This is a genomic window from Variovorax sp. CF079 (assembly GCF_900101545.1).
Lineage (GTDB): Bacteria > Pseudomonadota > Gammaproteobacteria > Burkholderiales > Burkholderiaceae_C > Variovorax.
Genome location: NZ_FMZU01000013.1, coordinates 115,354 through 140,016 on the forward strand (window position 1 = coordinate 115,354; position 24,663 = coordinate 140,016).

Sequence of the window (24,663 nt, forward strand, 5' to 3'; positions counted from 1 at the left end):
TTAGATCTTTCCGCGCTTTTTCAGGCGGCTCAGGGTTTCCGCGGAGAGATTGAGATAGGAGGCCAGTTCCTTGCTCGGAATGCGATCCACCAGCTCCGGATGCTTGCGCATGAAGCGGTGCACGCGGCCGGGCGCGTCGAGCAGGTGCAGCGTGATGGTGTGCGCCATGATCTCGCTCATCCCGCGCATGACGCTGAACTCGAACAGCTCCTTGGCTTCCGCATGCCGGTTCAGGAACGCGATCCATTCCTTCAGCGGCAGGCTGGCCACGCGCGCCTTGGTCACGCACACGATGCCGTACGGCGTGGGCGTGCCCAGCCGCAGCGCGGCATAGCTGGTCTCCATGTCGTTCTCGTCGGCGAAGCGCAGGATCATTTCCTTGCCCTCCGGATTGCTCACCACCCGCTTGAGGATGCCGTCGAGGATGAAGTACTGCTCCATCTCGCGCACGCCCTGGTGCAGCAGGAAGTCGCCTTTGTTGCCGTCCACCACGAAGAGATGGGTTTCCAGTTCGGCGCGGTCGCTCTCGCTCAGATCCTTGAGAAGGATGTTTTGCCGCAGCTGGGCTCGGATGATGTTTTTTTCCGGGTGGTTTTCCAACAACGTCATGGTTCCCGTCTTGCTCGATTTCGCAACAACCGCCGGTTCATCGGTACGGCGAACGTTTTCCGGAAAGTTGACCGCGGTCAACAGCTGAAAGCCTGGGCCCGAATCATAGTCTTGGCTCGGCCCCCGGCCATTCATCCAAAGCAAAAGGAGAGACATGTCTTCAGTTAGCACAGACAAACAGGCAGCCCTGGCGGCCGACGACACGCTCCAGCGCGCGCTCAAGAACATGACCGACGACGCGCCGGCCCGCGAAACGACCGATGGCTTCCACCTGGTGATCGACGCGCTGAAGCTGAACGACATCGACACCATCTTCGGCCTGCCCGGCATCCCGATCACCGACCTCACGCGCATGGCGCAGGCCGAAGGCATGCGCGTGATCTCGTTCCGTCACGAGCAGCACGCCGGCAACGCGGCCGCGGCCGCCGGCTTCCTGACGCAGAAGCCCGGCATCTGCCTGACGGTGTCGGCGCCCGGCTTCCTCAACGGCCTGACCGCGCTGGCCAACGCCACCACCAACTGCTTCCCGATGATCCTGATCAGCGGCTCGAGCGAGCGCGAGATCGTCGACCTGCAGCAGGGCGATTACGAGGAGATGGACCAGCTCGCGATCGCCAAGCCGCTGTGCAAGGCGGCCTTCCGCGTGCTCCATGCCGAGGACATCGGCGTTGGCATCGCGCGGGCGATCCGCTCGGCCCTGTCGGGCCGCCCGGGCGGCGTGTACCTCGACCTGCCGGCCAAGCTGTTCGCCCAGACCATGGACGCGGCTGCCGGCAAGCGATCGCTGATCAAGGTGGTCGATCCGGCGCCGCGCCAGATTCCGGCACCCGACGCGGTGAAGCGCGCGCTCGACCTGCTCAAGAGTGCCAAGAAACCGCTGATCCTGCTGGGCAAGGGCGCGGCCTACGCGCAGGCCGACGCCGACATTCGGGCACTGATCGAGAAGACCGGCATCCCCTACCTGCCGATGTCGATGGCCAAGGGCCTCCTGCCCGACACCCATGTGCAGTCGGCCGCGGCCGCGCGTTCCTATGTGCTGCAGGAAGCCGACGTCGTGATGCTGGTCGGCGCGCGGCTCAACTGGCTGCTGTCGCACGGCAAGGGCAAGACCTGGGCCCAGGAGAAGGGCGCCAAGCAGTTCATCCAGATCGACATCGCGCCGACCGAGATCGACAGCAACGTCGCGATCGCCGCGCCGGTGATCGGCGACATCGGCTCCTGCGTGGCGGCGCTCCTGGCCGGCGTCGACGCCAAGTGGGCCAAGCCGCCGGCCGACTGGACCGGCACCATCGCCGAGCGCAAGGACAAGAACCTGTCGAAGATGGCCGCCACGCTGGCCGCCCGGCCCTCGCCGATGAACTTCCACAGCGCGCTCAGCGTGATCCGCGATCAGGTGAAGGCGCGGCCCGATGCCATCGTTGTCAACGAAGGCGCCAACACGCTGGACTTCGCGCGCAGCATCGTCGACATGTACGAGCCGCGCAAACGCCTCGACGTGGGCACCTGGGGGATCATGGGCATCGGCATGGGCTTCGCGGTCGCCGCGGCCGTGGTCACCGGCAAGCCGGTGATCGCGATCGAAGGCGACAGCGCCTTCGGCTTCAGCGGCATGGAAGTCGAGACCATCTGCCGCTACAACCTGCCCATCTGCATCGTCGTCTTCAACAACAACGGCGTCTACCGCGGCACCGACGTGAACGTGAGCGGCACGCCCGACGTGGCGCCGACCGTGTTCGTCAAGAACGCGCGCTACGACAAGCTGATCGAAGCCTTCGGCGGCGTCGGCGTCAACGCCACCACCGCCGACGAGCTGGAAAAGGCCCTCGCCGAGGCCGTCGCCTCCGGCCGGCCGACCCTGATCAACGCCGTGATCGACGAGACCGCCGGCACCGAAAGCGGCCGCATCACCAGTCTGAACCCGGCGACGGCGAAGAAGAAGTAATCCCAGGCAACACAGGAGATATCCCATGAGCAGCAGCAACAAACCACTCAACGGCATCAAGATCATCGACTTCACCCATGTCCAGGCCGGTCCCGCCTGCACGCAGATGCTGGCCTGGTTCGGCGCCGACGTCATCAAGGTCGAGCGCCCGGGCTCCGGCGACGTCACGCGCACCCAGCTGCGCGACATCCCCGACGTCGACGCGCTCTACTTCACCATGCTCAACAGCAACAAGCGCTCGCTGACGCTGGACACCAAGCAGCCCGAGGGCAAGGTGGTGTTGGAGAAGCTGATCCGCGAATCCGACGTGCTGGTCGAGAACTTCGGCCCCGGCGCGCTCGACCGCATGGGCTTCACCTGGGAGCGCATCCAGGAACTGAACCCCAAGATGATCGTCGCCTCGGTCAAGGGCTTCAGCGACGGCCACCACTACGACGACCTCAAGGTCTACGAGAACGTCGCGCAGTGCGCCGGCGGCGCCGCCTCGACCACCGGCTTCTGGGACGGCCCGCCGACCGTCAGCGCCGCCGCCCTGGGCGACAGCAACACCGGCATGCACCTGGCGATCGGCATCCTGACCGCCATCATCGGCCGCCAGCAGACCGGCAAGGGCCAGCGCGTGGCCTGCGCGATGCAGGACGCGGTGCTCAACCTCTGCCGCGTGAAGATGCGCGACCAGCTGCGCCTGGACAAGCTCGGCTACCTGGAAGAGTACCCGCAGTACCCGCATGGCACCTTCAGCGACGTGGTTCCGCGCGGCGGCAATGCCGGCGGCGGCGGCCAGCCGGGCTGGGTGCTCAAGTGCAAGGGCTGGGAAACCGACCCCAACGCGTACATCTACTTCACCGTGCAGGGCCACGCCTGGGCCCCGATCTGCGACGCCATCGGCAAGCCCGAATGGAAGACCGACCCCGACTACATGACGGCCAAGGCACGCCAGCCGCACATCACCGCGATCTTCGCAACCATCGAGGACTGGCTGGCCGACAAGACCAAGTTCGAGGCGGTCGACATCCTGCGCAAGTTCGACATTCCCTGCTCGCCGGTGCTGACGATGAAGGAACTGCTGCACGACGAATCGCTGCGCAAGAGCGGCTCGATCGTCGAGGTGAAGGGCCACAAGGAGCGCGGCAACTACTTCACCGTCGGCAGCCCGATCAAGTTCTCCGACCTGAAGCCCGAGATCACGCCTTCGCCGCTTTTGGGCGAGCACACCGACGATGTGCTGGCCGAGCTGGGCTACAGCAAGGAACAGATCATCAACTTGCGCGAGTCCAAAGCGGTTTGAGACTGGAAAGAGGGAGCGGCGCCTTGCAATCGAACGTGGATTTGAAACAGCTCGTCGCCGGCGCCGGCGACGCCATCATGGTCGCGGATGCGCAAGGCGCGATCACGCTCTGGAACCAGGCAGCCGAGCGCATCTTCGGCTACACCGAAGCCGAGGCGCTGGGCAAGTCGCTCGATCTGATCATCCCGGAACGCCAGCGCGGCCGGCACTGGGACGGCTATCAAAAGACCATGGACACGGGCATCACCAAGTACGGCGCCGACCTGCTGCGCGTGCCCGCCCTGCACAAGGACGGGCACACGCTGTCGATCGCCTTCACGGTATCGATGTTGTTTTCGGAGGATCGCAAGGTCACGGGCATTGTCGCCATCGTGCGCGACGAGACCGCCCGCTTCGCCGAGGAGCGCAAACTGCGCGCCCGTCTGGTAGAAGTCGAGGCCAGATCCAAGGAGACACAATGAGCAAGGCACTCGAGGGCGTTCGGATTCTCGATTTCACCCATGTGCAGTCGGGCCCCACCTGCACCCAGCTGCTGGCCTGGTTCGGCGCCGACGTGATCAAGGTCGAGCGCGCCGGCGAAGGCGATGCGACGCGCGGCCAGCTGCGCGACATTCCCGGCGTGGACAGCCTCTACTTCACGATGCTGAACCACAACAAGCGCTCGATCACGCTGGACACCAAGAAGCCCAAGGGCAAGCAGGTCCTCGACACGCTGATCAAGACCTGCGACGTGCTGGTCGAGAACTTCGCTCCCGGTGCGCTGGACCGCATGGGCATCACCTGGAGCCACATCCAGGACTTGAACCCGCGCATGATCGTGGCCTCGGTCAAGGGCTTCGGGCCGGGCAAGTACGAGCACTGCAAGGTCTACGAGAACGTCGCGCAGTGCGCCGGCGGCGCCGCGTCGACGACCGGCTTCGACGACGGCCCGCCGGTCGTGACCGGCGCGCAGATCGGCGACAGCGGTACCGGCCTGCACCTGGCGCTCGGCATCGTCGCCGCTCTTTACCAGCGCAACAGCACAGGGCGCGGGCAGCAGGTGCTGGCGCCGATGCAGGACGCGGTGCTCAACCTGTGCCGCGTGAAGATGCGCGACCAGCAGCGGCTCGAACGCACCGGCACCATGCACGAATACCCGCAGTACCCCGACGGCAAGTTCGGCGACGCCGTGCCGCGCGCCGGCAACGCCTCCGGCGGCGGCCAGCCGGGCTCGATCCTGCGCTGCAAGGGCTGGGAGACCGACCCGAATGCGTACATCTACTTCATCACGCAGGGCGCAGTCTGGCCGGCGGTGTGCAAGGTCATCGGCGAAGAGGGCTGGATCGACGACGAGGCCTATGCCACGCCGGCCGCACGCCTCTTGCACCTGAAGCCGATCTTCGCGCGCATCGAGCAGTGGACCATGACCAAGGACAAGTTCGAGGCCATGGAGATCCTCAACAAGTACGACATTCCCTGCGGGCCGATCCTGTCGATGAAGGAAATCGCCGCGGACGAGTCGCTGCGCGAGAGCGGAACCATCGTCGAGGTGGACCACCCGACGCGGGGCAAGTACCTGACGGTCGGCAACCCCATCAAGATGTCCGACAGCCCGACTGAGGTGACGCGTTCGCCGCTGCTCGGCGAACACACCGAGGAAGTGCTGCGGCAGCTCGGCTACAGCGCGGACGACCTGGCGATGCTGCGCGAAGAGCGCGTGATCTGAGCTGAGCGCGGACGAGGGTGCACAACGGATTCTGGTGCCCTCAATCCATAACTCATAGCAAATACATTCAATAAAATACTTTCACTATTATTTATTGATCGACCACTCTACATTTTGAATATGCCGAGCGCATTCGATTCACCACCGCGGCATTCAATTTGAAGGAGAAGCTCATGGTCAACGATTTGCCAATCCAGTACCGGAATGACGAAATCGAACGGAACGCCTACAACGCGGCGTTCTATGAATTGGGATTCAGGTGGCATTGGGACAGCCATACCTATTACGAATTGCTGAGCCAAAGCCAGAACGAGGCGGAACGGATCGGCCATTACCTGAAGACCCACCAGTCGCACCTTCTCAAGTCCTACGAGACTGAATTCCTCGTCGAAGTCATCCGGCAAAAGAAGGCCGAGCACATGCAACGCGGCATTGCGCCCGGCGCGATGCCGGCCAGGTATTTCGACTGGGCGCAAATGCCCGGTTGCGAACTCGGCGCCTAGGCCCTGCCCGTCCCCTAAAAAACCGCCAAAGCCATGAATATCCACGAATACCAGGGCAAAGAGGTATTGCGGAAATACGGCGTGGCCACGCCGCGCGGCTTTCTCTGCATGTCGCCTGAGGAGGCGGTGGATGCGGCCACTCGGCTCGGCGGCGCGCGCTGGGTCGTCAAGGCGCAGATCCACGCCGGCGGGCGCGGCAAGGGCGGCGGCGTGAAACTGGCGAGATCCATGGCGGAAGTGCGGCAGCATGCCGAGCAGATCCTCGGCATGCGCTTGAGAACGCATCAGACCGGGCCCGAGGGGCGCCTGGTGAAGCGGCTCCTGATCGAGGAGGGCGCCGACATCGCGAAAGAGTTCTACCTGGGGCTGGCGGTGGACCGCGACACCCAGCGCGTCGCGCTGATGGCCTCGAGCGAAGGCGGTATGGACATCGAAGATGTGGCGGCCCGCACGCCCGAAAAGATCCACAAGGTGGCCATCGATCCGATCGCGGGCCTGACGGTGGGCCAGGCGGACGACGCCGCACGCCGGATCGGCATCCCCGCGAAGTCGATCCCAGAGGCGCGCAGCTTCATGCAGAACCTGTACCGCGCCTTCGACGAATGCGATGCATCGCTGGCCGAGATCAATCCGCTGGTCCTGACCAGCGACGGCCGCGTGATCGCGCTCGACGCCAAGTTCGACTTCGACCCGAACGCGCTCTTCCGCCATCCGGAGATCGTCGCGCTGCGCGATCTCGACGAGGAAGACCCGGCCGAGGTCGAGGCCTCGAAGTTCGACCTCTCCTACATCCCGCTCGACGGCAACATCGGCTGCCTGGTCAACGGCGCGGGCCTGGCCATGGCGACGATGGACGTGATCAAGCTGTACGGCGGATCGCCCGCCAACTTCCTCGACGTGGGCGGCGGCGCGACGGCCGGGAAGGTGACGGAGGCCTTCAAGCTGATGCTGCGCAATCCGAAGCTGGCGGCCATCCTGGTCAACATCTTCGGCGGCATCATGAAGTGCGACCTGATCGCCCAGGGCGTGATCGCCGCCGCGCGCGAGGTGCGGCTCCAGGTGCCGCTGGTGGTGCGCATGAAGGGTACCAACGAAAAGCTGGGCCGGATCATCCTCGCGCAGTCGGGCCTTCCCATCATCAGTGCGGACGACATGGCGGATGCGGCCGAGCGCGTCGTCGCAGCGGCGAAAGGCCGATAGATGTCCATCCTCATCAACAAGAACACCCGCGTGATCACGCAGGGCATCACCGGCAAGACCGGGAGCTTCCACACCGCGATGTGCCGCGACTACGGCAACGGCAGGAAATGCTTCGTCGCCGGCGTGAACCCGAGCAAGGCAGGCAAGTACTTCGACGGCATCCCGATCTTCGGCAGCGTCAAGGACGCCAAGGCCGAGACCGGCGCGACCGTCTCGGTGATCTATGTGCCGCCGCCCTTCGCGGCCGCCGCCATCGACGAGGCGGTCGATGCCGAGCTCGACCTCGTCGTCTGCATCACCGAAGGCATCCCCGTGCGCGACATGATCCGCACCCGCCACCGCATGCAGGGCCGCAAGACGATCCTGCTCGGCCCCAATTGCCCGGGCCTGATCACCCCGGACGAAATCAAGATCGGCATCATGCCGGGCCACATCCACCAGAAGGGCCGCGTCGGCGTGGTGTCGCGCTCCGGCACGCTGACCTACGAAGCCGCCCACCAGCTCGCCAGCTTCGATATCGGGCAGTCGACGGTGGTCGGCATCGGCGGCGATCCGGTCGGCGGGCTCAGGCATATCGACGTGCTGAAGATGTTCAACGACGACCCGCAAACCGACGCGGTGATCATGGTCGGCGAGATCGGCGGCAACGAGGAAGAGAACTGCGCGCGCTGGATCAAGGAGCACATGCGAAAGCCCGTGGTCGGCTTCATCGCCGGCGCTACCGCGCCGCCGGGCAAGCGCATGGGCCACGCGGGCGCCATCATTTCCGGCGGCAAGGGCACGGCGGAGGCCAAGCTGTCGGTGATGCAGGAATGCGGCATCCACGTGACGCGCAATCCGGCAGAGATGGGCAAGCTGCTCGCATCGCTGGTCATTCCGGATTACCTCCCCTTCGATTGAGACCGACATGCAACAGCAACAGTGGATTCGCTTCGAACGCGCCGGCAAGCCGGGCTTCGGCACGCTCGACGGCAACAAGGTGCGCGAGCACCAGGGCGACATGTTCGGCAGCCCCGAAGCGACGGGCAGCGTGTTCGCGCTGGACGAGCTCAAGCTGCTGACGCCGACCCGGCCGACCAAGGTCATCGCGCTGTGGAACAACTTCCACGCGCTCGGCGAGAAGCTGAACCTGCCGGTGCCGGCCGAGCCGCTCTACCTGCTGAAGGCGCCCAACTCCTTTCTCGCCGCGGGTGAGCCCATCCGCAAGCCCTTGTGCGAGGGCAAGGTGGTGTTCGAGGGCGAGCTCGGCATCGTCATCGGCAAGACCTGCACGGCGGTGGCCGAGGAAGCGGCGCTCGACCATGTGTTCGGCTACACCTGCGCCAACGACGTGACGGTGGCCGACATCCTGAACCGCGACGCCTCCTTTGCGCAGTGGGCGCGCGCCAAGGGCTTCGACACCTTCTGCCCGATGGGCCCGGTGGTCGCCACCGGCCTCGACCCCGCGACGCTCACCGTGACCACGCTGCTCGACGGCGCGGCGCGCCAGCACTATCCGATCAGCGACATGCGCTTCTCGGTGCAGCAGCTGGTCAGCCTGATCTCCTTCGACATGACGCTGCATCCGGGCGACGTCATCCTGTGCGGCACATCGGTCGGCGTCGGCTCGATGAAGCCGGGCAGCCTGGTCGAGGTCGAGATCAACGGCATCGGCAAGCTGAGCAATCGCTTCGGCTAGGGCCTGCCGCGCAAGAGATTCAACACTTCAAGGATAGACATGAAGATAGCAGTCATCGGCGCAGGCGCCATCGGCGGCCTGGTCGGAGCAAAGCTCGCGCTGGCCGGCGAGGACGTGACGTTCATCGTGCGCGGAGCCAACCTCGACGCCATCGCCACCAACGGCTTCAAGCTGATCGCGGCCGACGGCGAGGAGCAGGTGGCGCGAAACGTGAAGGCCACCGATCGCTACGACCAGGCCGGCGTGCAGGACATCATCATCCTCGCGATGAAGGCGCACCAGGTCGAAGCGGTGGCGAACGAAGTGCCCAAACTCTTCGGCCCCGCGACCGTGGTGGTGACGATGCAGAACGGCATCCCCTACTGGTACTTCCACAAGCACGGCGGGCCGCTCGAAGGAAGCACGGTGAAGAGCGTCGATCCGCATGGCGTCGTGGCCGCGAGGATTCCTGCGGAGCGCGTGATCGGCTGCGTGGTTTACCCCGCTTCCGAGCTGGTGGCGCCGGGCGTGGTGAAGCACATCGAGGGCGACCGCTTCCCCGTTGGCGAACTGGACGGCACCTCGAGCGAGCGCGTGAACCGCGTCGCGGCCTGCTTCGCCAACGCGGGTTTCAAGGCGCCCGTGCTCGACAACATCCGCGCCGAGATCTGGCTCAAGCTGTGGGGCAACCTGACCTTCAATCCGATCAGCAGCCTGTCGCATTCCACGCTGGTCGACATCTGCCAGTACCCGCCCTCGCGCGACCTCGCCGCCGCGATGATGCGGGAAGCCCAGGCCGTCGCGCACAAGCTGGGCATCGAGTTCCGCGTGTCGCTGGAAAAGCGCATCGCCGGCGCCGAGAAGGTGGGCAAGCACAAGACCTCGATGCTGCAGGACGTGGAGGCCGGGCGTGCCCCGGAGATCGATGCGCTGGTGGGCGCGGTGGTCGAGCTGGCCCGGCTGACCGACACGCAGACGCCGCATATCGACACCGTCTACTCGCTGGTCAAGCTGCTGGCTCGCACGATGGAGGACCAGCGCGGACGGGTCCGCCTTCACGAGATGGCTTGAGGCCCTCACCATGAGACGCGCCCGCAGCGCCAAGATCGTCGCCACGCTCGGCCCGTCCACTTCGGACGAGCAGGCCATCCGCGCCCTGTTCGAGCGCGGCGTGGACGTGTTCCGGCTCAACTTCAGCCACGGCACGCAGTCCGACCATGCGCGGCGCCTGGAAACCATCCGCGCGCTGGAGAAGGAGTTCGGCCGGCCGATCGGCGTGCTGCTCGACCTGCAAGGGCCGAAGCTGCGCCTGGGCACTTTCGAAGGCGGCAGGACGCAGCTCGAAGCCGGTGCGCGACTGCGCCTCGACATGGACAGGACCCCCGGCGATGCCCGCCGCGCGCCGCTGCTGCATCCGGAGATCTTCGCGGCGCTGCAGACCGGCACCGAGCTGCTGCTCGACGACGGCAAGCTGCGCCTGCGCGTGGAAAGCCACGGCGCGGATTTCGCCGAGACCACCGTGCTTGTCGGCGGACCGATCTCGGACCGCAAGGGCGTCAACGTGCCGAGCGTGCTGCTGCCGATCTCGCCGCTGACCGCGAAGGACCGCGACGACCTGGCCTTCGGGCTCGCGATGGGCGTGGACTGGGTTGCGCTCTCCTTCGTGCAGCGGCCCGAGGACATCGAGGAGGCGCGCGCCCTCATCGGCACACGCGCCTGGATCATGGCCAAGCTCGAGAAGCCGGCCGCGATCGAGCACCTGGACGGCATCGTCGCCTTGTCCGACGGCATCATGGTCGCGCGCGGCGACCTCGGCGTCGAGCTGCCGCCCGAGCAGGTGCCGGAACTGCAGCGCCTCATCGTGCGCGCCTGCCGCAAGGGCGGCAAGCCGGTGGTGGTGGCGACGCAGATGCTCGAGTCGATGATCGCCTCGCCGGTGCCCACCCGCGCCGAGGTCTCCGACGTGGCGACCGCGATCTACGACGGCGTGGACGCGGTGATGCTGTCCGCCGAATCCGCCTCGGGCCAATACCCACTGGAAGCGGTTGCGATGATGGACCGCATCGTCGCCCGCGTGGAAGCGGACCCGTCCTACCGCAGCGGCATCGACGCCACGCATGCCGCGGCCGAGGCGACCACTGCCGACGCGGTCTGCGCGTCGCTGCGCAACGTGGCCGGGCTGCTCTCTCCGGCCGCCACCGTGACCTACACCTCCTCGGGCTTCACCAGCCTGCGCGCCGCGCGCGAGCGACCCGCCGTGCCCGTGCTGAGCCTGACGCCCTCCGTCGCCACCGCGCGCCGCATGGCCATGGTCTGGGGCGTGCATGCGGTGCTGGTGGACGACGTTCACGATGTCGCCGAGATGATCGAGTGCGCCTGCCGCAGCGCGCGCGACGAGGGATTCGCGAACCCGGGCGACGACGTGGTGGTCGTCGCGGGCCTGCCCTTCGGACAGTCCGGAACGACGAACTTGCTGCACGTCGCGCGCATCGCGCGCTGAGCCGGTCAGATCTTTCTGGCCTCCGTGCCCGCGGCCTGCCGCAGGCCCGCCAGCGCGGGATCGATGATCGCGGGATCGGCGCCCACCGCGTAGACCGCATAGGCCGGATAGAGAAACTCCGGCGTGTGGGGCACGCGGCGCAGATGCCCGGATTCCAGGTGGCCGCGCACCACGTCGAGCCGGAAATAGCCGGTGCCGCCGGCGGCCAGCAGGTACTCGCGGCCGAGCGGCCCGAGCCCGGCCATCACTGCCGCGCTCGACAGTTCGGGAAAAGCCAGGCCGTGCTGCGCCGCGAACTCGGGCCCCCAGTCCACGTACACATAGTCCGCCGGGCGCGGCACGCGCGGACGCTTCGCCGTCGTGACCATGACGAGCTTTTCCTCGATCAGGAGCTCCACGCGCAGCCCGGGCCGCTGCTGCGGCGCATAGGCGATGGCGACATCGAGCACGCCCGCGGCCACCTTGTCGAGCAGGTCCTGCGGGTAGCCGACTTCCGTGCGCAGCGCGAGCTGCGGGTGCCTGGCGCGCATCCACAGCAGCCAGCGCAGCAGCAGCGGATCCCACAGGCTGATCTCGCACCCGGCCGCGAGCACGGCGCGGCTGCCGGTCGGCACCGCCACCTGGTCGCGCGCACGCGCCCAGACCTGCACCAGCGTGGTCGCGTGCGGCAGGAAGCGCTCGCCGGCCGCGGTGAGCGCGGCGCCGGCCTTGTTGCGCACGAAGAGCCTGCGGCCGAGCAGCGCTTCGAGCGTTCGCACGCGCGCGCTGACCGAGGTCTGCGTCACGTGCAGCCGCTCGGCGGCGCGCTGGAAGCTGCGGGTCTCGACGATCTCGAGGAAGGTGCGGGCCAGGTTGATGTCCACGATGGCAGCTCGTTTTGAATGCAGTATTTTTGCATTCAATTGGCAATAAATCTCGTTTTACTTGGAGCCAAGTCCGTCCGAACATGGAGGCATCGCAACCCGCTGCAATCAGGAACTCACCATGTCCATCCTTCAACGATCATTCGTTTCGAGCCCCGCTGGCGCCCGGGCCCGTGCGCTCAGGACCTTGGCCGCCGAGGCCGGTGCGCTCGTCAAGGCCTTGCTGAATCCGAACCAGGTCATCGAGGAAGTCGAGCAGATGCGCGCCTTGCACGCCGCCGCGAATCGCGTCGAGGCCAGCAACGCGGCGCGCGCCGCCTGGCTGCGGTCGCGTGCCTCGCGCATCGGCCTGCGCTGATGAGCGATGACCGCCTATGAGTGCTGCTGGCTCTGCGCGATGTGCTTGCGCCGCATCGGACGCAACACGAACCACGCCATCAGCGCCGCGGCGGCGTTGACCGCGCTGGCGACGATGAAGACGGCCTGCCAGCTGCCGGTGGCCGCGGCGAGCACGCTCGAGAGCGGCACCAGCAGCGCCGCCGTGCCCTTGGCGGTGTAGAGCATGCCGGCGTTGGATGCTGCGTACCTGGAGCCGAAGGTGTCGGCGCAGGTCGAGGGGAAGAGACTGTAGATCTCGCCCCAGGCGAAGAACACGATGCCGGTCAGCACGACGAAGAGGATCGGGTTCTGGCCATAGTGGTAGAGCATCAGGATGCCCACCGATTCCAGCGCGAACGCGATGAACATCGTCTGCTCGCGCCCGATCTTGTCGGAGACCCAGCCGAAGAAGGGCCGCGTCAGGCCGTTGAGCACGCGATCGATCGCGAGTGCGAAGGTCAGCGCGGGCAGCACCAGGCCCATGATGTTGACCGGCACGTCCATGATCTTGAAGTCCTTGGCGATCGGCGCGAGCTGGGCCGTGGCCATCAGGCCGCCGGCGGCCACCATCACGAACATCGCGTACATGACCCAGAAGACAGGCGACCTCAGCACTTCGGAAGGGGCGTAGTCGCGGCGCGACTGCTGCACGTTGCGGCTGTTCGACGCCTTCGCATGATTGGGTGCCCGGGTCAGCGCCCAGGCCAGCAGGAAGACGATCAGCCCCTGCCCGATGCCGAAGTAGAGGAAGGCCGCCTCGTAGCCGTGCGAGTGGATCATCGCGGAGATCGGGACGATCGTGAGGGCCGATCCGGCCCCGAAGCCGGCCGCGGTCATGCCCGCGGCGAGGCCGCGCCGGTCGGGGAACCACTTCAAGGCATTGCCCACGCAGGTGCCGTAGACCGCGCCGGCGCCGATGCCGCCGATCGCCGCTGCGATGTAGAGCACCGGCAGCGAGGAGGCTACCGAATTGAGCACCCACCCGAGACCGCACAGCACGCCGCCGACCAGCACCACCGGGCGCGGGCCGAAGCGATCGACGAGGTAGCCTTCGATCGGCACCAGCCAGGTCTCGGTGAGCACGAAGATCGTGAAAGCCACCTGGATCGCGGCGCGGCTCCAGCCATGCTTGTCGGCGATCGGATTGACGAAGAGGGTCCAGCCGTATTGCAGGTTGGCGATCATCGCCATGCACACGATGCCGATCAGCAACTGTCCCCATCGGTACGTCTGCGATCGGTTCGCGGCTGCGTCATAGCTTGCCGCCTGGGAATACATCGCCGGGCTGGAACCCGCGATCGTGGTCGTTGGCCGAGTCATGGAGTCTCCTGTTGTCGTAGAGGTCCGGCGGCATCGGAACGCCGGACCCGTTTTGGGAGTGAAAGACTGTCGGACGGCGCGGCGCAAACGCTCTTGACCGCAGTCAAGTTCCCATCAACCAAGGGTAAACCCTTAAAATCGACAACTCCTCATCGCCACGCATCGGCCACGCAACATGAACCACACCGCATTGAATTCCACCTCGACCAAGACCCAGTCGCCATCCGGCGCGGGCGCGCTTCTGCGCGAGCTGATCGCCGCCATGCCCATCGTGATCTTCTTCAAGGCGGCGCGCGCCGCTCTGCAGCGGCCCTAAGCTGCTGAATCGAAGGGGACGATCTGCGCAATCAGCGACGCGCCGTCGCTGAGCAGAAAGTCCTTGAAGGCCTGCGCCACCGGCGGCAGGCGCTTGGTGCGCCGATGCACGACGTACCAGTTCAGCATCAGCGGGAAACCCTCGACGTCGAGCACGCTGAGGCTGCCGGCCTTCAGCTCCTGGCTGATGGTGTGCGCCGACACGAAGCTCACGCCCATTCCCGCGATCACCGCCTGCTTGATCGTCTCTGTGCTCGGGATCTCCATCGCGATGTTGATGTCGCGCAGGTCGCCGCCGAAGCCTTCCTCCATCGAGTTCCAGGTGTCGGTGCCTTTCTCGCGCACGACGAAGGGCTCGCGCATCAGCCGGGCCCGTGGGATCTTCCGCTCGCCGACCAGCGGGTGGCTCGGCGCCGCGACGATCACGTAGGGATGCGGCGCGAAGGGCTGATTGACCGTGTCCATGTCGGTCGGCGGCCGCACCATGATCGCGAGGTCGGTGAGGTTCTCGGCGATGTGGGTCAGAAGCCCCTCGCGGTTGTGGACCGTGAAGTTCAGCGTCACGCCGCGATGGCGGCTCGCGAACTCCACCAGGAGGCGTGGAAAGAAGTAGTCGCCGGCGCTGATCACGCCCACGTTGAGCTTGCCGCCCGAGACGCCCTTGAACTGCGTCATTGCGTTCTCGGCCGCCTCGAACTGCTGGATGATGGCGCGGCTGATCTGCAGCAGCTCCGCACCGGCCGGGGTCAGGTAGATCTTCTTGCCGAACTGCTCGAACAGCACGTTGCCGGCGTGCTCCTCGAGCTTGCGCACCTGCGTCGAGACGGCCGGCTGGGTCAGGTGAAGCTCTTCGGCCGCGCGCGAAAAACTCAAGAGGCGAGCGACCGCCTCGAAGACTTTCAACTGGCGCAGGGTCGCGTTCTTCATCGTGAACTCATCGTACCTGCGCCTTGCGGCGGACTTCGATTCAGTAATCGCATCGGCCCATTCGCCGGATAAATTGGACAGCCGTTTCTCCGCTGTCGACACTGCGCCCCACACGGTGTTGCGGCAAACAAGGAGAACAGCATGTCGGCACTTCAGGATCAAGGAACGGTCTCGCATCGCAGCAGCGGCGTCGATGCGCTGGCGACCGTGCGCGGCGTGCTGGCGCAACGGGCCGAAGAGCCGGGCGCGCTGCTGCCGATCCTGCATGACGTGCAGGACGCGCTGGGCTATGTGCCTGCCGATGCCGTGCCGGAGATCGCCGCTGCGCTGAACTTGTCGCGTGCCGAGGTCCATGGCGTCCTCACCTACTACCACCACTTCCGCGCCGAGCCGGCCGCACGCCACGTGGTCCAGATCTGCCGCGCCGAGGCCTGCCAGGCGATGGGTGCCGAGGCCTTGCTCGCACATGCGCAGCAGCATCTGGGCTGCGCGGTGCATGGCGATTCGAAGGACGGCGCCTTCACCCTCGAGCCGGTCTACTGCCTCGGGCTGTGCGCCTCCTCGCCTGCCATGATGCTGGACGACGAGCCGCATGCGCGCATCACGCCGCGGGTCTTCGATGCACTGATGGCGCAGGCCCGGAGCGAATCATGAGCATCACCGTCTACGTGCCGCGCGACTCCGCGGCCCTGGCCGCCGGCGCCGACCGCGTGGCGCGGCGCATCGCCGGCGAGGCCGCAGCGCGTGGTGCGGATATCCATCTGGTGCGCAACGGCTCGCGCGGCATGTTCTGGCTCGAGCCGCTGGTCGAGGTGGCCACGCCGGCCGGGCGCATCGCCTACGGGCCGGTGGCGGTCGAGGATGTGGCGAGCCTGTTCGATGCGGGCTTCCTCGAGGGCGCGGCCCATGCGCTGCATCTCGGCCCGACGGAGGAGATCGCCTACCTGAAGAAGCAGGAGCGCCTCACCTTCGCCCGCATGGGCATCACCGATCCGCTGTCGCTCACCGACTACCAGGCACACGAAGGCTTCGCCGGCCTGCGCCGCGCGCTGGCGCTGGAACCCGCGCAGATCGTGCAGCAGGTGCTGGACTCGGGCCTGCGCGGGCGCGGCGGCGCGGCCTTCCCGGCCGGCATCAAGTGGAAGACGGTGCTGGCGACGGCGGCCGCGCAGAAGTACATCGTCTGCAATGCCGACGAAGGCGATTCGGGCACCTTCTCCGACCGCATGACGATGGAAGGCGACCCCTTCATGCTGATCGAAGGCATGACCATCGCAGGCATCGCGACCGGCGCGAGCATGGGCTACGTGTACGTGCGCTCCGAATACCCGCATGCGATCGCGTCGATGAACGAAGCCATCCGCCGCGCCGAGGCGGCAGGCTTCCTCGGCGACGACATCCTTCGATCGGGCCGCAGCTTCCGGCTGCAAGTGCGCAAGGGCGCCGGCTCCTACGTCTGCGGCGAAGAAACGGCGCTGCTCGAAAGCCTGGAGGGCAGGCGCGGCATCGTGCGCGCCAAGCCGCCGCTGCCGGCCATCGAGGGCCTGTTCGGCCAGCCCACGCTGATCAACAACGTGATCACGCTGGCCAGCGTGCCGCTCATCCTGGCGCGCGGCGCGGAGTTCTACCGCGACTTCGGCGTCGGGCGTTCGCGCGGCACCTTGCCGATGCAGCTGGCCGGGAACATCAGGCACGGCGGCCTGGTCGAGAAGGCCTTCGGCGTCACGCTGCGCGAGCTGCTCTATGACTACGGCGGCGGCTCCGCATCCGGCCGGCCGATCAAGGCGGTGCAGGTGGGCGGGCCGCTGGGCGCCTACCTGCCCGAATCGCAATGGGACCTGCCGTTGGACTACGAGGCCTACGCCGCCGTCGGCGGCACGGTCGGCCACGGCGGCATCGTGGTCCATGACGACACCGCCGATCTTTCGAAGCTCGCGCGCTACGCGATGGAGTTCTGCGCCATCGAGTCCTGCGGCAAGTGCACGCCCTGCCGCATCGGATCGACCCGCGGCGTCGAGGTCATCGACAAGATCCGGGCCGACCAGAACCGGCCGCAGCAGGTGATGCTGCTGCGCGACCTGTGCGACACGATGGTCCACGGCTCGCTGTGCGCGATGGGCGGAATGACGCCGTTCCCGGTGCTGTCCGCACTCAACCATTTCCCCGAAGACTTCGGGCTGGTCGTGCCCGATCGCAAAGCAGCCTGAGAAAAGAAGAGGAACAAGCCATGCTCGACCACCTGAAAGAGACCGACTACGGCACGCCCCGCCGCGAGTCCGAGCGCGAGGTGACGCTCGAGATCGACGGCTACGAAGTGACCGTGCCCGCGGGCACCTCGCTGATGCGCGCGGCGGTCGATGCCGGCATCCAGGTGCCCAAGCTGTGCGCGACGGACAGCCTCGAGCCCTTCGGCTCGTGCCGGCTGTGCCTGGTCGAGATCGATGGACGCAAGGGCTTTCCGGCCTCCTGCACCACGCCCGCCGAGGCCGGCATGAAGGTGCGCACGCAGACGCCGAAGCTCCAGGAGCTGCGCAAGGGCGTGATGGAGCTCTACATCTCCGACCATCCGCTGGACTGCCTCACCTGTTCGGCCAACGGCAACTGCGAGCTGCAGGACATGGCGGGCGTCACCGGCCTGCGCAACGTGCGCTACGGCTTCGACGGCGCCAACCACCTGAAGAGTGCGAAGGACGAATCGAACCCGTACTTCACCTACGACCCGTCGAAGTGCATCGTCTGCAACCGCTGCGTGCGCGCCTGTGAAGAAACGCAAGGCACCTTCGCGCTCACGATCAGCGGGCGCGGCTTCGAGTCGCGCGTCTCGCCGGGCCAGGACCAGGCCTTCATGGAATCGGAGTGCGTGAGCTGCGGCGCCTGCGTCGAGGCCTGCCCGACGGCCACGCTGCAGGAGAAGTCGGTGATCTGGCTCGGCCAGGCCGAACACAGTGTCATCACCACCTGCGCCTACTGCGGCGTGGGCTGCGCCTTCAAGGCCGAGATGAAGGGCAGCGAGGTGGTCCGAATGGTGCCGTGGAAGGACGGCAAGGCCAACGAAGGGCACTCCTGCGTCAAGGGTCGCTTCGCCTGGGGCTATGCGACGCACCAGGACCGCATGCTGAAGCCGATGATCCGCGCGAAGATCAGCGACCCGTGGCAGGAAGTGAGCTGGGAGGTCGCGTTGAACCATGCCGCGAGCGAGTTCAAACGCCTGCAGGCCAAGTACGGCAAGGATTCGATCGGCGGCATCACCTCCTCGCGCTGCACGAACGAAGAAACCTACCTGGTGCAGAAGCTCGTGCGCGCCGCCTTCGGCAACAACAACGTCGACACCTGCGCCCGTGTGTGCCACTCGCCCACCGGCTACGGCCTCAAGCAAACGCTGGGCGAATCCGCGGGCACCCAGACCTTCAAGTCGGTGGAGAAGGCCGACGTGGTCATGGTGATCGGCGCCAATCCGACCGACGGCCATCCGGTGTTCGCCTCGCGCATGAAGAGGCGGCTGCGCGAAGGTGCGAAGCTGATCGTGGTCGATCCGCGCCGCATCGACATCGTGAAGTCGCCGCACGTGAAGGCCGCGCACCACCTGCAGCTCAAGCCCGGCACCAACGTGGCGGTGGTCACTGCGCTCGCGCACGTCATCGTCACCGAAGGCCTGGCGGCGGAGGACTTCATCGCCGAGCGCTGCGACACCGCATCGTTCAACGAATGGAAGGCCTTCGTCGCCCGCCCCGAGCAGTCGCCCGAGGCCACGGAGGAGGCGACCGGCGTGCCGGCGGCGCAGCTGCGTGCCGCGGCGCGCCTGTTCGCCACGGCCGGCAACGGCGCCATCTACTACGGCCTCGGCGTGACCGAGCACAGCCAGGGCTCGACCACGGTGATGGGCATCGCGAACCTGGCCATGGTCACCGGCAACGTGGGGCGCGAGGGCGTCGGCGTCAATCCACTGCGCGGCCAGAACAACGTGCAGGGTGCCTGCGACATGGGTTCCTTCCCGCACGAGCTGCCCGGCTACCGCCACGTCTCGGACAGCACCACCCGCGCGAGCTTCGAGGCCGCCTGGGGCGTTCCGATCAACCCCGAGCCGGGGCTGCGGATTCCCAACATGTTCGACGCCGCGCTCGGTGGCGCCTTCAAGGGCCTCTACTGCGAGGGCGAGGACATCGTGCAGTCCGATCCGAACACGCAGCACGTGGCGGCGGCGATGATGGCGATGGAGTGCGTGGTGGTGCAGGACATGTTCCTCAACGAGACCGCGAAGTACGCGCACGTGTTCCTGCCCGGCTCGTCCTTCCTGGAGAAGGACGGCACCTTCACCAATGCCGAGCGCCGCATCTCGCGCGTGCGCAAGGTGATGCCGCCGAAGGCCGGCTATGCGGACTGGGAGATCACCGTGAAGCTGGCGCAGGCGCTCGGCTACCCGATGGACTACAAGAGTCCGGAGGACGTCATGGCCGAGATCGCCGCGCTGACGCCGACCTTCCGCGGCGTGAGCTACAAGCGCCTCGACGAGCTCGGCAGCATCCAGTGGCCCTGCAACGATGCCGCGCCCGAAGGCACGCCGACCATGCACATCGACAGCTTCGTGCGTGGCAAGGGCCGCTTCATCGTCACGCAGTACGTGGCGACCGACGAGAAGGTGACGCGCAAGTTCCCGCTGCTGCTCACCACCGGCCGGATCCTGTCGCAGTACAACGTCGGCGCACAGACCCGCCGCACCGACAACAACCAGTGGCACAGCGAGGACCGGCTGGAGATCCATCCGCACGATGCCGAGGAACGAGGCATCAAGGACGACGACTGGGTCGGCATCCAGAGCCGCGCGGGCGAGACGGTGCTGCGCGCCACGGTGTCCGAACGTATGCAGCCGGGCGTGGTCTACACCACCTTCCACTTCCCCGAGTCGGGCGCCAACGTCATCACCACCGACAACTCCGACTGGGCCACCAACTGCCCTGAATACAAGGTCACCGCGGTGCAGGTCATGCCGGTGATGCAGCCCTCCGCGTGGCAGCAGGAGTACAGCCGCTTCAACGAGGTCCAGCAGGGCTTGCTGACGGCTGCGCAGGCCAACGAAACGGTGCCCGCAAAGTGACAGCCGTTGTTGCAACCCCGCTTTTCGAAGGCGCCCGCCTGCTGCCGGTCAACGGCGTGCGCGGCGGGCTGGACTTCGCGGTGCAGGACTGGGTGGCCGAGGAAGTGCCCGTCGCGCTGGAGTTCAACGGCATCTCGCACGCGGTGATGCTCGCCACGCCCTCGGACCTGGAGGACTTCGCGCTCGGCTTCTCGCTCAGCGAGGGCATCCTGGACCATGCGCGCGAGCTCTATGCGGTGGAGGCCGAGCCCTCGGCGCTCGGCATTACCGTGCATCTGGAAGTGGCCAGCGCCGCGTTCGCCCGCCTGAAGCAGCGGCGCCGTTCGATGGCCGGGCGCACCGGTTGCGGCTTGTGCGGCACCGAAAGCCTGGCGCAGGTCTCGCGCCAGCTGCCTGTGCTTATCGATGCCGCGCGCCTGGATCGGCGCGCGATCGCCCGCGCCATGTCGCAGTTCCACGCCTTGCAGACGCTGCAGCAGGCCACCGGCGCCGTGCATGCGGCCGCATGGTGCACCGCGAAAGGCGAAGTGATGTGCTTGCGCGAGGACGTCGGGCGCCACAACGCACTCGACAAGTTGATCGGCGCGCTGGCATCCAGCGGGGTCGATGCGTCGGCCGGCTTCATCGCCGTCACCAGCCGCGCCAGCTTCGAGATGGTGCAGAAGACCGCCATGGCCGGCGTGTCGCTGCTCGCCGCGGTGTCCGCGCCCACCTCTTTCGCGGTCGAGACCGCGCAGCGGGCCGGTCTCACGCTGGTCGGCTTCGCGCGCAAGGAAGACCTGGTGGTCTATTGCCAGCCGGAACGTACTTCGGCCAACCCGGCGTCCGGCGCAAGCCGCGCGCACTGAATCCAATTCGAGAGGCAGCATGCACGATCCCGGCGCACAACTGGTCAAGATGGCCAACCAGATCGGCACCTTCTTCCAGGCTCAGACACCCGCCGACTCCGTCGCGGCCAGGCAGGCGATCGCCTCGCACCTGAAGTCGTTCTGGGCGCCCAGCATGCGCGCTCAGTTGCTGTTCCAGCTTGACGAAGGAGGTGCCGGCGACCTGCTGCCGATCGTCGCCTCGGCAGTGCGCAGCCATCGGACGACGCTGCTTCCCGGCGAGGCCGGCTAGGGCCTGTTAACAGGCCCTAGGCGCCCTGGAGCAGCCTGGCGTGCGCCACGCGCTCCTCGTGCACCTTGAGCAGCAACTCGTAGTACATGCACAGCGGCATGGCGATGAACACCATGCCGGCGACGTAGATGATCAGGCTCATCACCGGAAAGTCGGCGCTGCCCCAGTAGGGAATCGACGCGGCGGCCGCGCCGATGGCAATGATGGCGATCACCGCCTTCAATGCACGGCCCATGAAAGCAGCCCGCAAGTGGCCGGGCCGGTCGTCGCCCTTGTCTCCATCGTGATCCATGGTTTTCCTTGGTTGAGGCGCTACCGCTTCTTATCATGTGGGCCGGACCGGGGCAATGCTGAAGTCCCGCAGTGCGCGCGCTGCACCATCCCAACTCTCAGGAATCTCCATGAAAAAAGCAGGACTCGTCGGCCTGGGCGCCATGGGCGCCGGCATCGCGGCCACCTTGCGCAGCAAGGGCTACGAGATGCATGTGTGCGATGCGCGCCCCGGCGCTGCGCTCGCCTTTGCCGAACAGGGCGGCGTCGCCTGGGCCACGCCGGCGCAGGTCGCGGCCGAATGCGAGCGCGTCGTCTCGGTCGTGGTCAATGCGCAGCAGACCGAGGCGGTGCTGTTCGGCGAAGCGGGCGCGGCCGCGGCGATGAAGCCCGGCAGCGTGTTCGTGATGTGCTCGACGGTGGATCCCAACTGGTCCATCGCGCTGGAGGAACGCCTCGGCGCCGCCGGCATCCACTACATCGACGCGCCGATCTCCGGCGGCGCGGCCAAGGCCGCGAGCGGCCAGATGACGATGATGAGTTCGGCAAAGCCCGAGGCCTATGCCAAGGCCGATGCGCTGCTCGATGCCATGGCCGGCAAGGTCTACCGGCTGGGCGACCGCGCCGGCGCGGGCAGCAAGGTGAAGATCATCAACCAGCTCTTGGCCGGCGTGCACATCGCCGCCGCCGCCGAGGCCATGGCGCTGGGCCTGCGTGAAGGCGTGGCGCCCGAGGCGCTGTACGAGGTGATCACGCACAGCGCCGGCAACAGCTGGATGTTCGAGAACCGCATGGCCCACGTGCTGGCCGGCGACTACACGCCGCTGTCGGCGGTCGATATCTTCGTCAAGGACCTGGGCCTGGTGCTCGACACCGCGCGCGCGAGCAAGTTTCCGCTGCCGCTTGCATCCACCGCGCACCAGATGTTCATGCAGGCCTCCACCGCGGGCTTCGCGAAGGAAGACGACAGCGCGGTGATCAAGATCTTTCCGGGCATCGAACTGCCTTCCACTCCCAACAAAGACAAGCCATGACCGTCCTGCTCGGCTGCATCGCCGACGATTTCACCGGCGCGACCGATCTCGCCAACAACCTGGTGCGCGCCGGCATGCGCGTGGTGCAGACCATCGGCGTGCCGCAAGAGCCGCTGGCCGCCGAAGTCGATGCGGTGGTGGTGGCGCTCAAGTCGCGCACCATCGCGCCGGGCGAAGCGGTGGCGCAATCGCTCGACGCGCTGCGCTGGCTGCAAGCGCAGGGCGCGCAGCAGATCTATTTCAAGTACTGCTCCACCTTCGACAGCACGCCCGAGGGCAACATCGGGCCGGTGACCGAGGCGCTGATGGATGCGCTGGACACCGACCTCACCATTGCCACGCCGGCCTTCCCCGACAACAAGCGCACCGTCTTCAAGGGCTACCTGTTCGCGGGCGAGGTGCTGCTCAACGAGAGCGGCATGCAGAACCATCCGCTCACGCCGATGACCGATGCCAACCTGGTGCGGGTGCTGCAGGCGCAGACGCGGCGCAAGGTGGGGCTGATCGATCATGTGGCCGTGGCGCAGGGACCGGCCGCGATCGGCGAGCGCATCGCACAGTTGCGCGCGCAGGGCGTGGGCATCGCGATCGTCGATGCGGTCTCGAACGATGACCTGCTGCGCCTCGGCCCGGCGCTGGCGCAGATGCCGCTGGTCACGGCCGGCTCGGGCGTCGCGATCGGCCTCGCGGCCAACTTCGGCATCGCGCCTTCGTCCGCCGCGAGCGCGCTGCCTGCGGCTTCGGGGCTCGGGGCCGTGGTGTCGGGCAGCTGCTCGCTTGCCACCAACCGGCAGGTGCAGCACTTCATCGCGTCGGGCCGGCCGGCGCTGGCGATCGATCCCTTGCGCATCGCGGCAGGCGTCGACGTCGTGGCCGAGGCGCTGGCCTGGGCCGCACCGCTCGTCGAATCCGGCCCGGTGCTGGTCTATTCGACGGCCGAGTCCGGCGCCGTGAAGTCGGTGCAGGGCCGGCTCGGCGTCGAGGAAGCCGGCGCGATGGTGGAGCGCACCATCGCCGCGATCGCGCGCGGGCTGGTCGCGCAAGGCGTGCGCCAGCTGGTGGTGGCGGGCGGTGAAACGTCGGGCGCCTGCGTGCAGGCGCTCGGCATCGCGCAACTGCAGATCGGCGCGCAGATCGACCCCGGCGTGCCGTGGTGCCATGCGGCGGCCGAGGCCGCCGGCGGCACGGGTCTGCATATCGCGCTCAAGTCCGGCAACTTCGGTACCGACGATTTCTTTTCGAAAGCCTTTACAGTCATCGGATGAAAGAGAGCGAATCGCGCGAAGAGATCTGCCGCATCGGCCGCAGCCTGTTCGAGCGCGGCTATGTGCATGCCACGGCGGGCAACATCAGCGTGCGGCTCGATGACGACGGCTTCCTGATCACGCCCACCGATGCCTGCCTCGGATTTCTCGACCCGGCGAAGCTCGCGCGCCTCGATGCCGGCCTGAACCAGACCGCCGGCGATCGCGCCAGCAAGACCATCGCGCTGCATGCGCGCATCCACGCCGCGGCCACGCGATTCGATGCCGGCACGCGTTGCGTGATCCACACCCATTCCACGCACTGCGTCGCGCTCTCGCTGCAACAGCCAGGCGAAGAACTGCTGCCGGCCCTCACGCCCTATTTCGTGATGAAGGTCGGCCATGTGCCGGTGATTCCGTATCAGCGCCCGGGCGCGCCCGAAGCGGCCGAACTGGTGGCACAGGCCATCGAACGCTACGGCGCGCAGGGCACGCCGATCCGCGCCGTGATGCTCGAACGCCTGGGCCCGAACGTGTGGCACGAGACGCCCGCCGCCGCCATGGCCGTGCTCGAGGAACTCGAGGAGACCGCGAAGCTCTGGCTATGGAGCGGCCAGGCGATCGAGCGCCGACCGCAAGCCCTGGGCCCGGCCCAGATCGATGAACTGCGCCGCAGCTTCGGCGCTCGCTGGTAGAG

Annotated in this window: 25 protein-coding genes; 20 read left to right on the forward strand and 5 right to left on the reverse strand. The window is 67.0% G+C overall.

The window, feature by feature from the left end; all coding sequences use genetic code 11:
• Entirely contained in the window at positions 1-609 is a 609-nt protein-coding gene (locus BLS74_RS18500) for a Crp/Fnr family transcriptional regulator (RefSeq protein ID WP_093108605.1), read from the reverse strand.
• Between the two features lie 154 nt (positions 610-763).
• On the opposite strand from BLS74_RS18500, the gene oxc reads away from it, so the two are divergent.
• The 10 genes from oxc (at position 764) to pyk (ending at position 11,404) form a co-directional block, all read left to right on the forward strand.
• Positions 764-2,551 (forward strand): oxalyl-CoA decarboxylase, encoded by a 1,788-nt coding sequence (oxc, locus tag BLS74_RS18505; RefSeq protein ID WP_093108606.1) that lies wholly within the window; start codon positions 764-766, stop codon positions 2,549-2,551.
• Positions 2,552-2,576: 25 nt separating this feature from the next.
• Entirely contained in the window at positions 2,577-3,839 is a 1,263-nt protein-coding gene (frc, locus tag BLS74_RS18510; RefSeq protein WP_093108607.1) for a formyl-CoA transferase, read from the forward strand.
• Positions 3,840-3,862: 23 nt separating this feature from the next.
• On the forward strand, positions 3,863-4,300 hold the full coding sequence (locus BLS74_RS18515; RefSeq protein ID WP_093108608.1) for a PAS domain-containing protein: 438 nt from the start codon (positions 3,863-3,865) through the stop codon (positions 4,298-4,300).
• Entirely contained in the window at positions 4,297-5,544 is a 1,248-nt protein-coding gene (frc, locus tag BLS74_RS18520) for a formyl-CoA transferase (protein ID WP_093108609.1), read from the forward strand. The genes BLS74_RS18515 and frc (BLS74_RS18520) overlap by 4 nt, the downstream gene beginning before the upstream one ends.
• 173 nt (positions 5,545-5,717) lie before the next feature.
• Positions 5,718-6,047, forward strand: a complete 330-nt coding sequence (locus BLS74_RS18525) for an HAD family hydrolase (protein ID WP_093108610.1) — start codon at positions 5,718-5,720, stop codon at positions 6,045-6,047.
• A 33-nt stretch (positions 6,048-6,080) separates the two neighbouring features.
• Complete coding sequence (gene sucC / locus BLS74_RS18530) at positions 6,081-7,247, forward strand: ADP-forming succinate--CoA ligase subunit beta (protein WP_093108611.1); 1,167 nt, start codon at positions 6,081-6,083, stop codon at positions 7,245-7,247.
• The gene (gene sucD, locus BLS74_RS18535; protein WP_093108612.1) at positions 7,248-8,147 is read left to right on the forward strand and encodes a succinate--CoA ligase subunit alpha; all 900 of its coding nucleotides are present in this window, start codon (positions 7,248-7,250) and stop codon (positions 8,145-8,147) included. It begins immediately after the preceding gene.
• Positions 8,148-8,154: 7 nt separating this feature from the next.
• Positions 8,155-8,925 carry a fumarylacetoacetate hydrolase family protein gene (locus BLS74_RS18540; RefSeq protein ID WP_093108613.1) on the forward strand — a complete coding sequence of 257 codons (771 nt, stop codon included), beginning with the start codon at positions 8,155-8,157 and terminating at the stop codon, positions 8,923-8,925.
• Between the two features lie 39 nt (positions 8,926-8,964).
• Positions 8,965-9,975: a 2-dehydropantoate 2-reductase gene (locus BLS74_RS18545; RefSeq protein ID WP_093108614.1), complete on the forward strand. Its 1,011-nt coding sequence runs from the start codon at positions 8,965-8,967 to the stop codon at positions 9,973-9,975.
• Between the two features lie 10 nt (positions 9,976-9,985).
• A complete protein-coding gene (gene pyk / locus BLS74_RS18550; protein ID WP_093108615.1) occupies positions 9,986-11,404 on the forward strand; it encodes a pyruvate kinase in 1,419 nt (472 codons plus the stop codon).
• A gap of 5 nt (positions 11,405-11,409) precedes the next feature.
• Here the strand turns inward: pyk and BLS74_RS18555 are convergent, their stop codons facing one another.
• Positions 11,410-12,267 carry a LysR family transcriptional regulator gene (locus tag BLS74_RS18555; RefSeq protein ID WP_093108616.1) on the reverse strand — a complete coding sequence of 286 codons (858 nt, stop codon included), beginning with the start codon at positions 12,265-12,267 and terminating at the stop codon, positions 11,410-11,412.
• A 121-nt stretch (positions 12,268-12,388) separates the two neighbouring features.
• Here BLS74_RS18555 and BLS74_RS18560 point away from each other — a divergent pair, with 121 nt between their 5' ends.
• A complete protein-coding gene (locus BLS74_RS18560; RefSeq protein WP_093108617.1) occupies positions 12,389-12,625 on the forward strand; it encodes a hypothetical protein in 237 nt (78 codons plus the stop codon).
• A gap of 14 nt (positions 12,626-12,639) precedes the next feature.
• On the opposite strand, the gene oxlT is transcribed toward BLS74_RS18560, so the two are convergent.
• Entirely contained in the window at positions 12,640-13,965 is a 1,326-nt protein-coding gene (oxlT, locus tag BLS74_RS18565) for an oxalate/formate MFS antiporter (RefSeq protein WP_093108618.1), read from the reverse strand.
• A gap of 175 nt (positions 13,966-14,140) precedes the next feature.
• Here oxlT and BLS74_RS34470 point away from each other — a divergent pair, with 175 nt between their 5' ends.
• Complete coding sequence (locus tag BLS74_RS34470; RefSeq protein ID WP_170855648.1) at positions 14,141-14,281, forward strand: hypothetical protein; 141 nt, start codon at positions 14,141-14,143, stop codon at positions 14,279-14,281.
• Here the strand turns inward: BLS74_RS34470 and BLS74_RS18570 are convergent.
• Complete coding sequence (locus tag BLS74_RS18570) at positions 14,278-15,207, reverse strand: LysR family transcriptional regulator (RefSeq protein WP_093108702.1); 930 nt, start codon at positions 15,205-15,207, stop codon at positions 14,278-14,280. The genes BLS74_RS34470 and BLS74_RS18570 overlap by 4 nt on opposite strands.
• A gap of 141 nt (positions 15,208-15,348) precedes the next feature.
• On the opposite strand from BLS74_RS18570, the gene BLS74_RS18575 reads away from it, so the two are divergent.
• The 5 genes from BLS74_RS18575 to BLS74_RS18595 are packed head-to-tail and all read left to right on the forward strand — an operon-like array spanning position 15,349 to position 21,418.
• Complete coding sequence (locus BLS74_RS18575; RefSeq protein WP_093108703.1) at positions 15,349-15,861, forward strand: formate dehydrogenase subunit gamma; 513 nt, start codon at positions 15,349-15,351, stop codon at positions 15,859-15,861.
• Positions 15,858-17,414 (forward strand): formate dehydrogenase beta subunit, encoded by a 1,557-nt coding sequence (locus BLS74_RS18580; protein WP_170855649.1) that lies wholly within the window; start codon positions 15,858-15,860, stop codon positions 17,412-17,414. Before BLS74_RS18575 ends, BLS74_RS18580 begins: the two co-directional genes overlap by 4 nt.
• A 20-nt stretch (positions 17,415-17,434) precedes the next feature.
• Complete coding sequence (fdhF, locus tag BLS74_RS18585; RefSeq protein WP_093108619.1) at positions 17,435-20,299, forward strand: formate dehydrogenase subunit alpha; 2,865 nt, start codon at positions 17,435-17,437, stop codon at positions 20,297-20,299.
• Complete coding sequence (fdhD, locus tag BLS74_RS18590; protein WP_093108620.1) at positions 20,296-21,147, forward strand: formate dehydrogenase accessory sulfurtransferase FdhD; 852 nt, start codon at positions 20,296-20,298, stop codon at positions 21,145-21,147. Before fdhF ends, fdhD begins: the two co-directional genes overlap by 4 nt.
• Before the next feature lie 19 nt (positions 21,148-21,166).
• Entirely contained in the window at positions 21,167-21,418 is a 252-nt protein-coding gene (locus BLS74_RS18595) for a formate dehydrogenase subunit delta (protein ID WP_093108621.1), read from the forward strand.
• A 16-nt stretch (positions 21,419-21,434) separates the two neighbouring features.
• On the opposite strand, the gene BLS74_RS18600 is transcribed toward BLS74_RS18595, so the two are convergent.
• Positions 21,435-21,710, reverse strand: a complete 276-nt coding sequence (locus tag BLS74_RS18600; RefSeq protein ID WP_093108622.1) for a hypothetical protein — start codon at positions 21,708-21,710, stop codon at positions 21,435-21,437.
• A gap of 55 nt (positions 21,711-21,765) precedes the next feature.
• Between BLS74_RS18600 and ltnD the strand changes: the two genes are divergently transcribed.
• From ltnD to BLS74_RS18615, 3 genes are read left to right on the forward strand one after another with little or no spacing between them, the layout of a single operon-like run.
• Positions 21,766-22,722, forward strand: coding sequence for an L-threonate dehydrogenase (ltnD, locus tag BLS74_RS18605; protein ID WP_093108623.1), 957 nt, complete (start codon positions 21,766-21,768; stop codon positions 22,720-22,722).
• On the forward strand, positions 22,719-23,987 hold the full coding sequence (otnK, locus tag BLS74_RS18610; protein WP_093108624.1) for a 3-oxo-tetronate kinase: 1,269 nt from the start codon (positions 22,719-22,721) through the stop codon (positions 23,985-23,987). Before ltnD ends, otnK begins: the two co-directional genes overlap by 4 nt.
• Complete coding sequence (locus BLS74_RS18615; RefSeq protein WP_093108625.1) at positions 23,984-24,661, forward strand: class II aldolase/adducin family protein; 678 nt, start codon at positions 23,984-23,986, stop codon at positions 24,659-24,661. Before otnK ends, BLS74_RS18615 begins: the two co-directional genes overlap by 4 nt.
• Positions 24,662-24,663 lie beyond the last annotated feature (2 nt).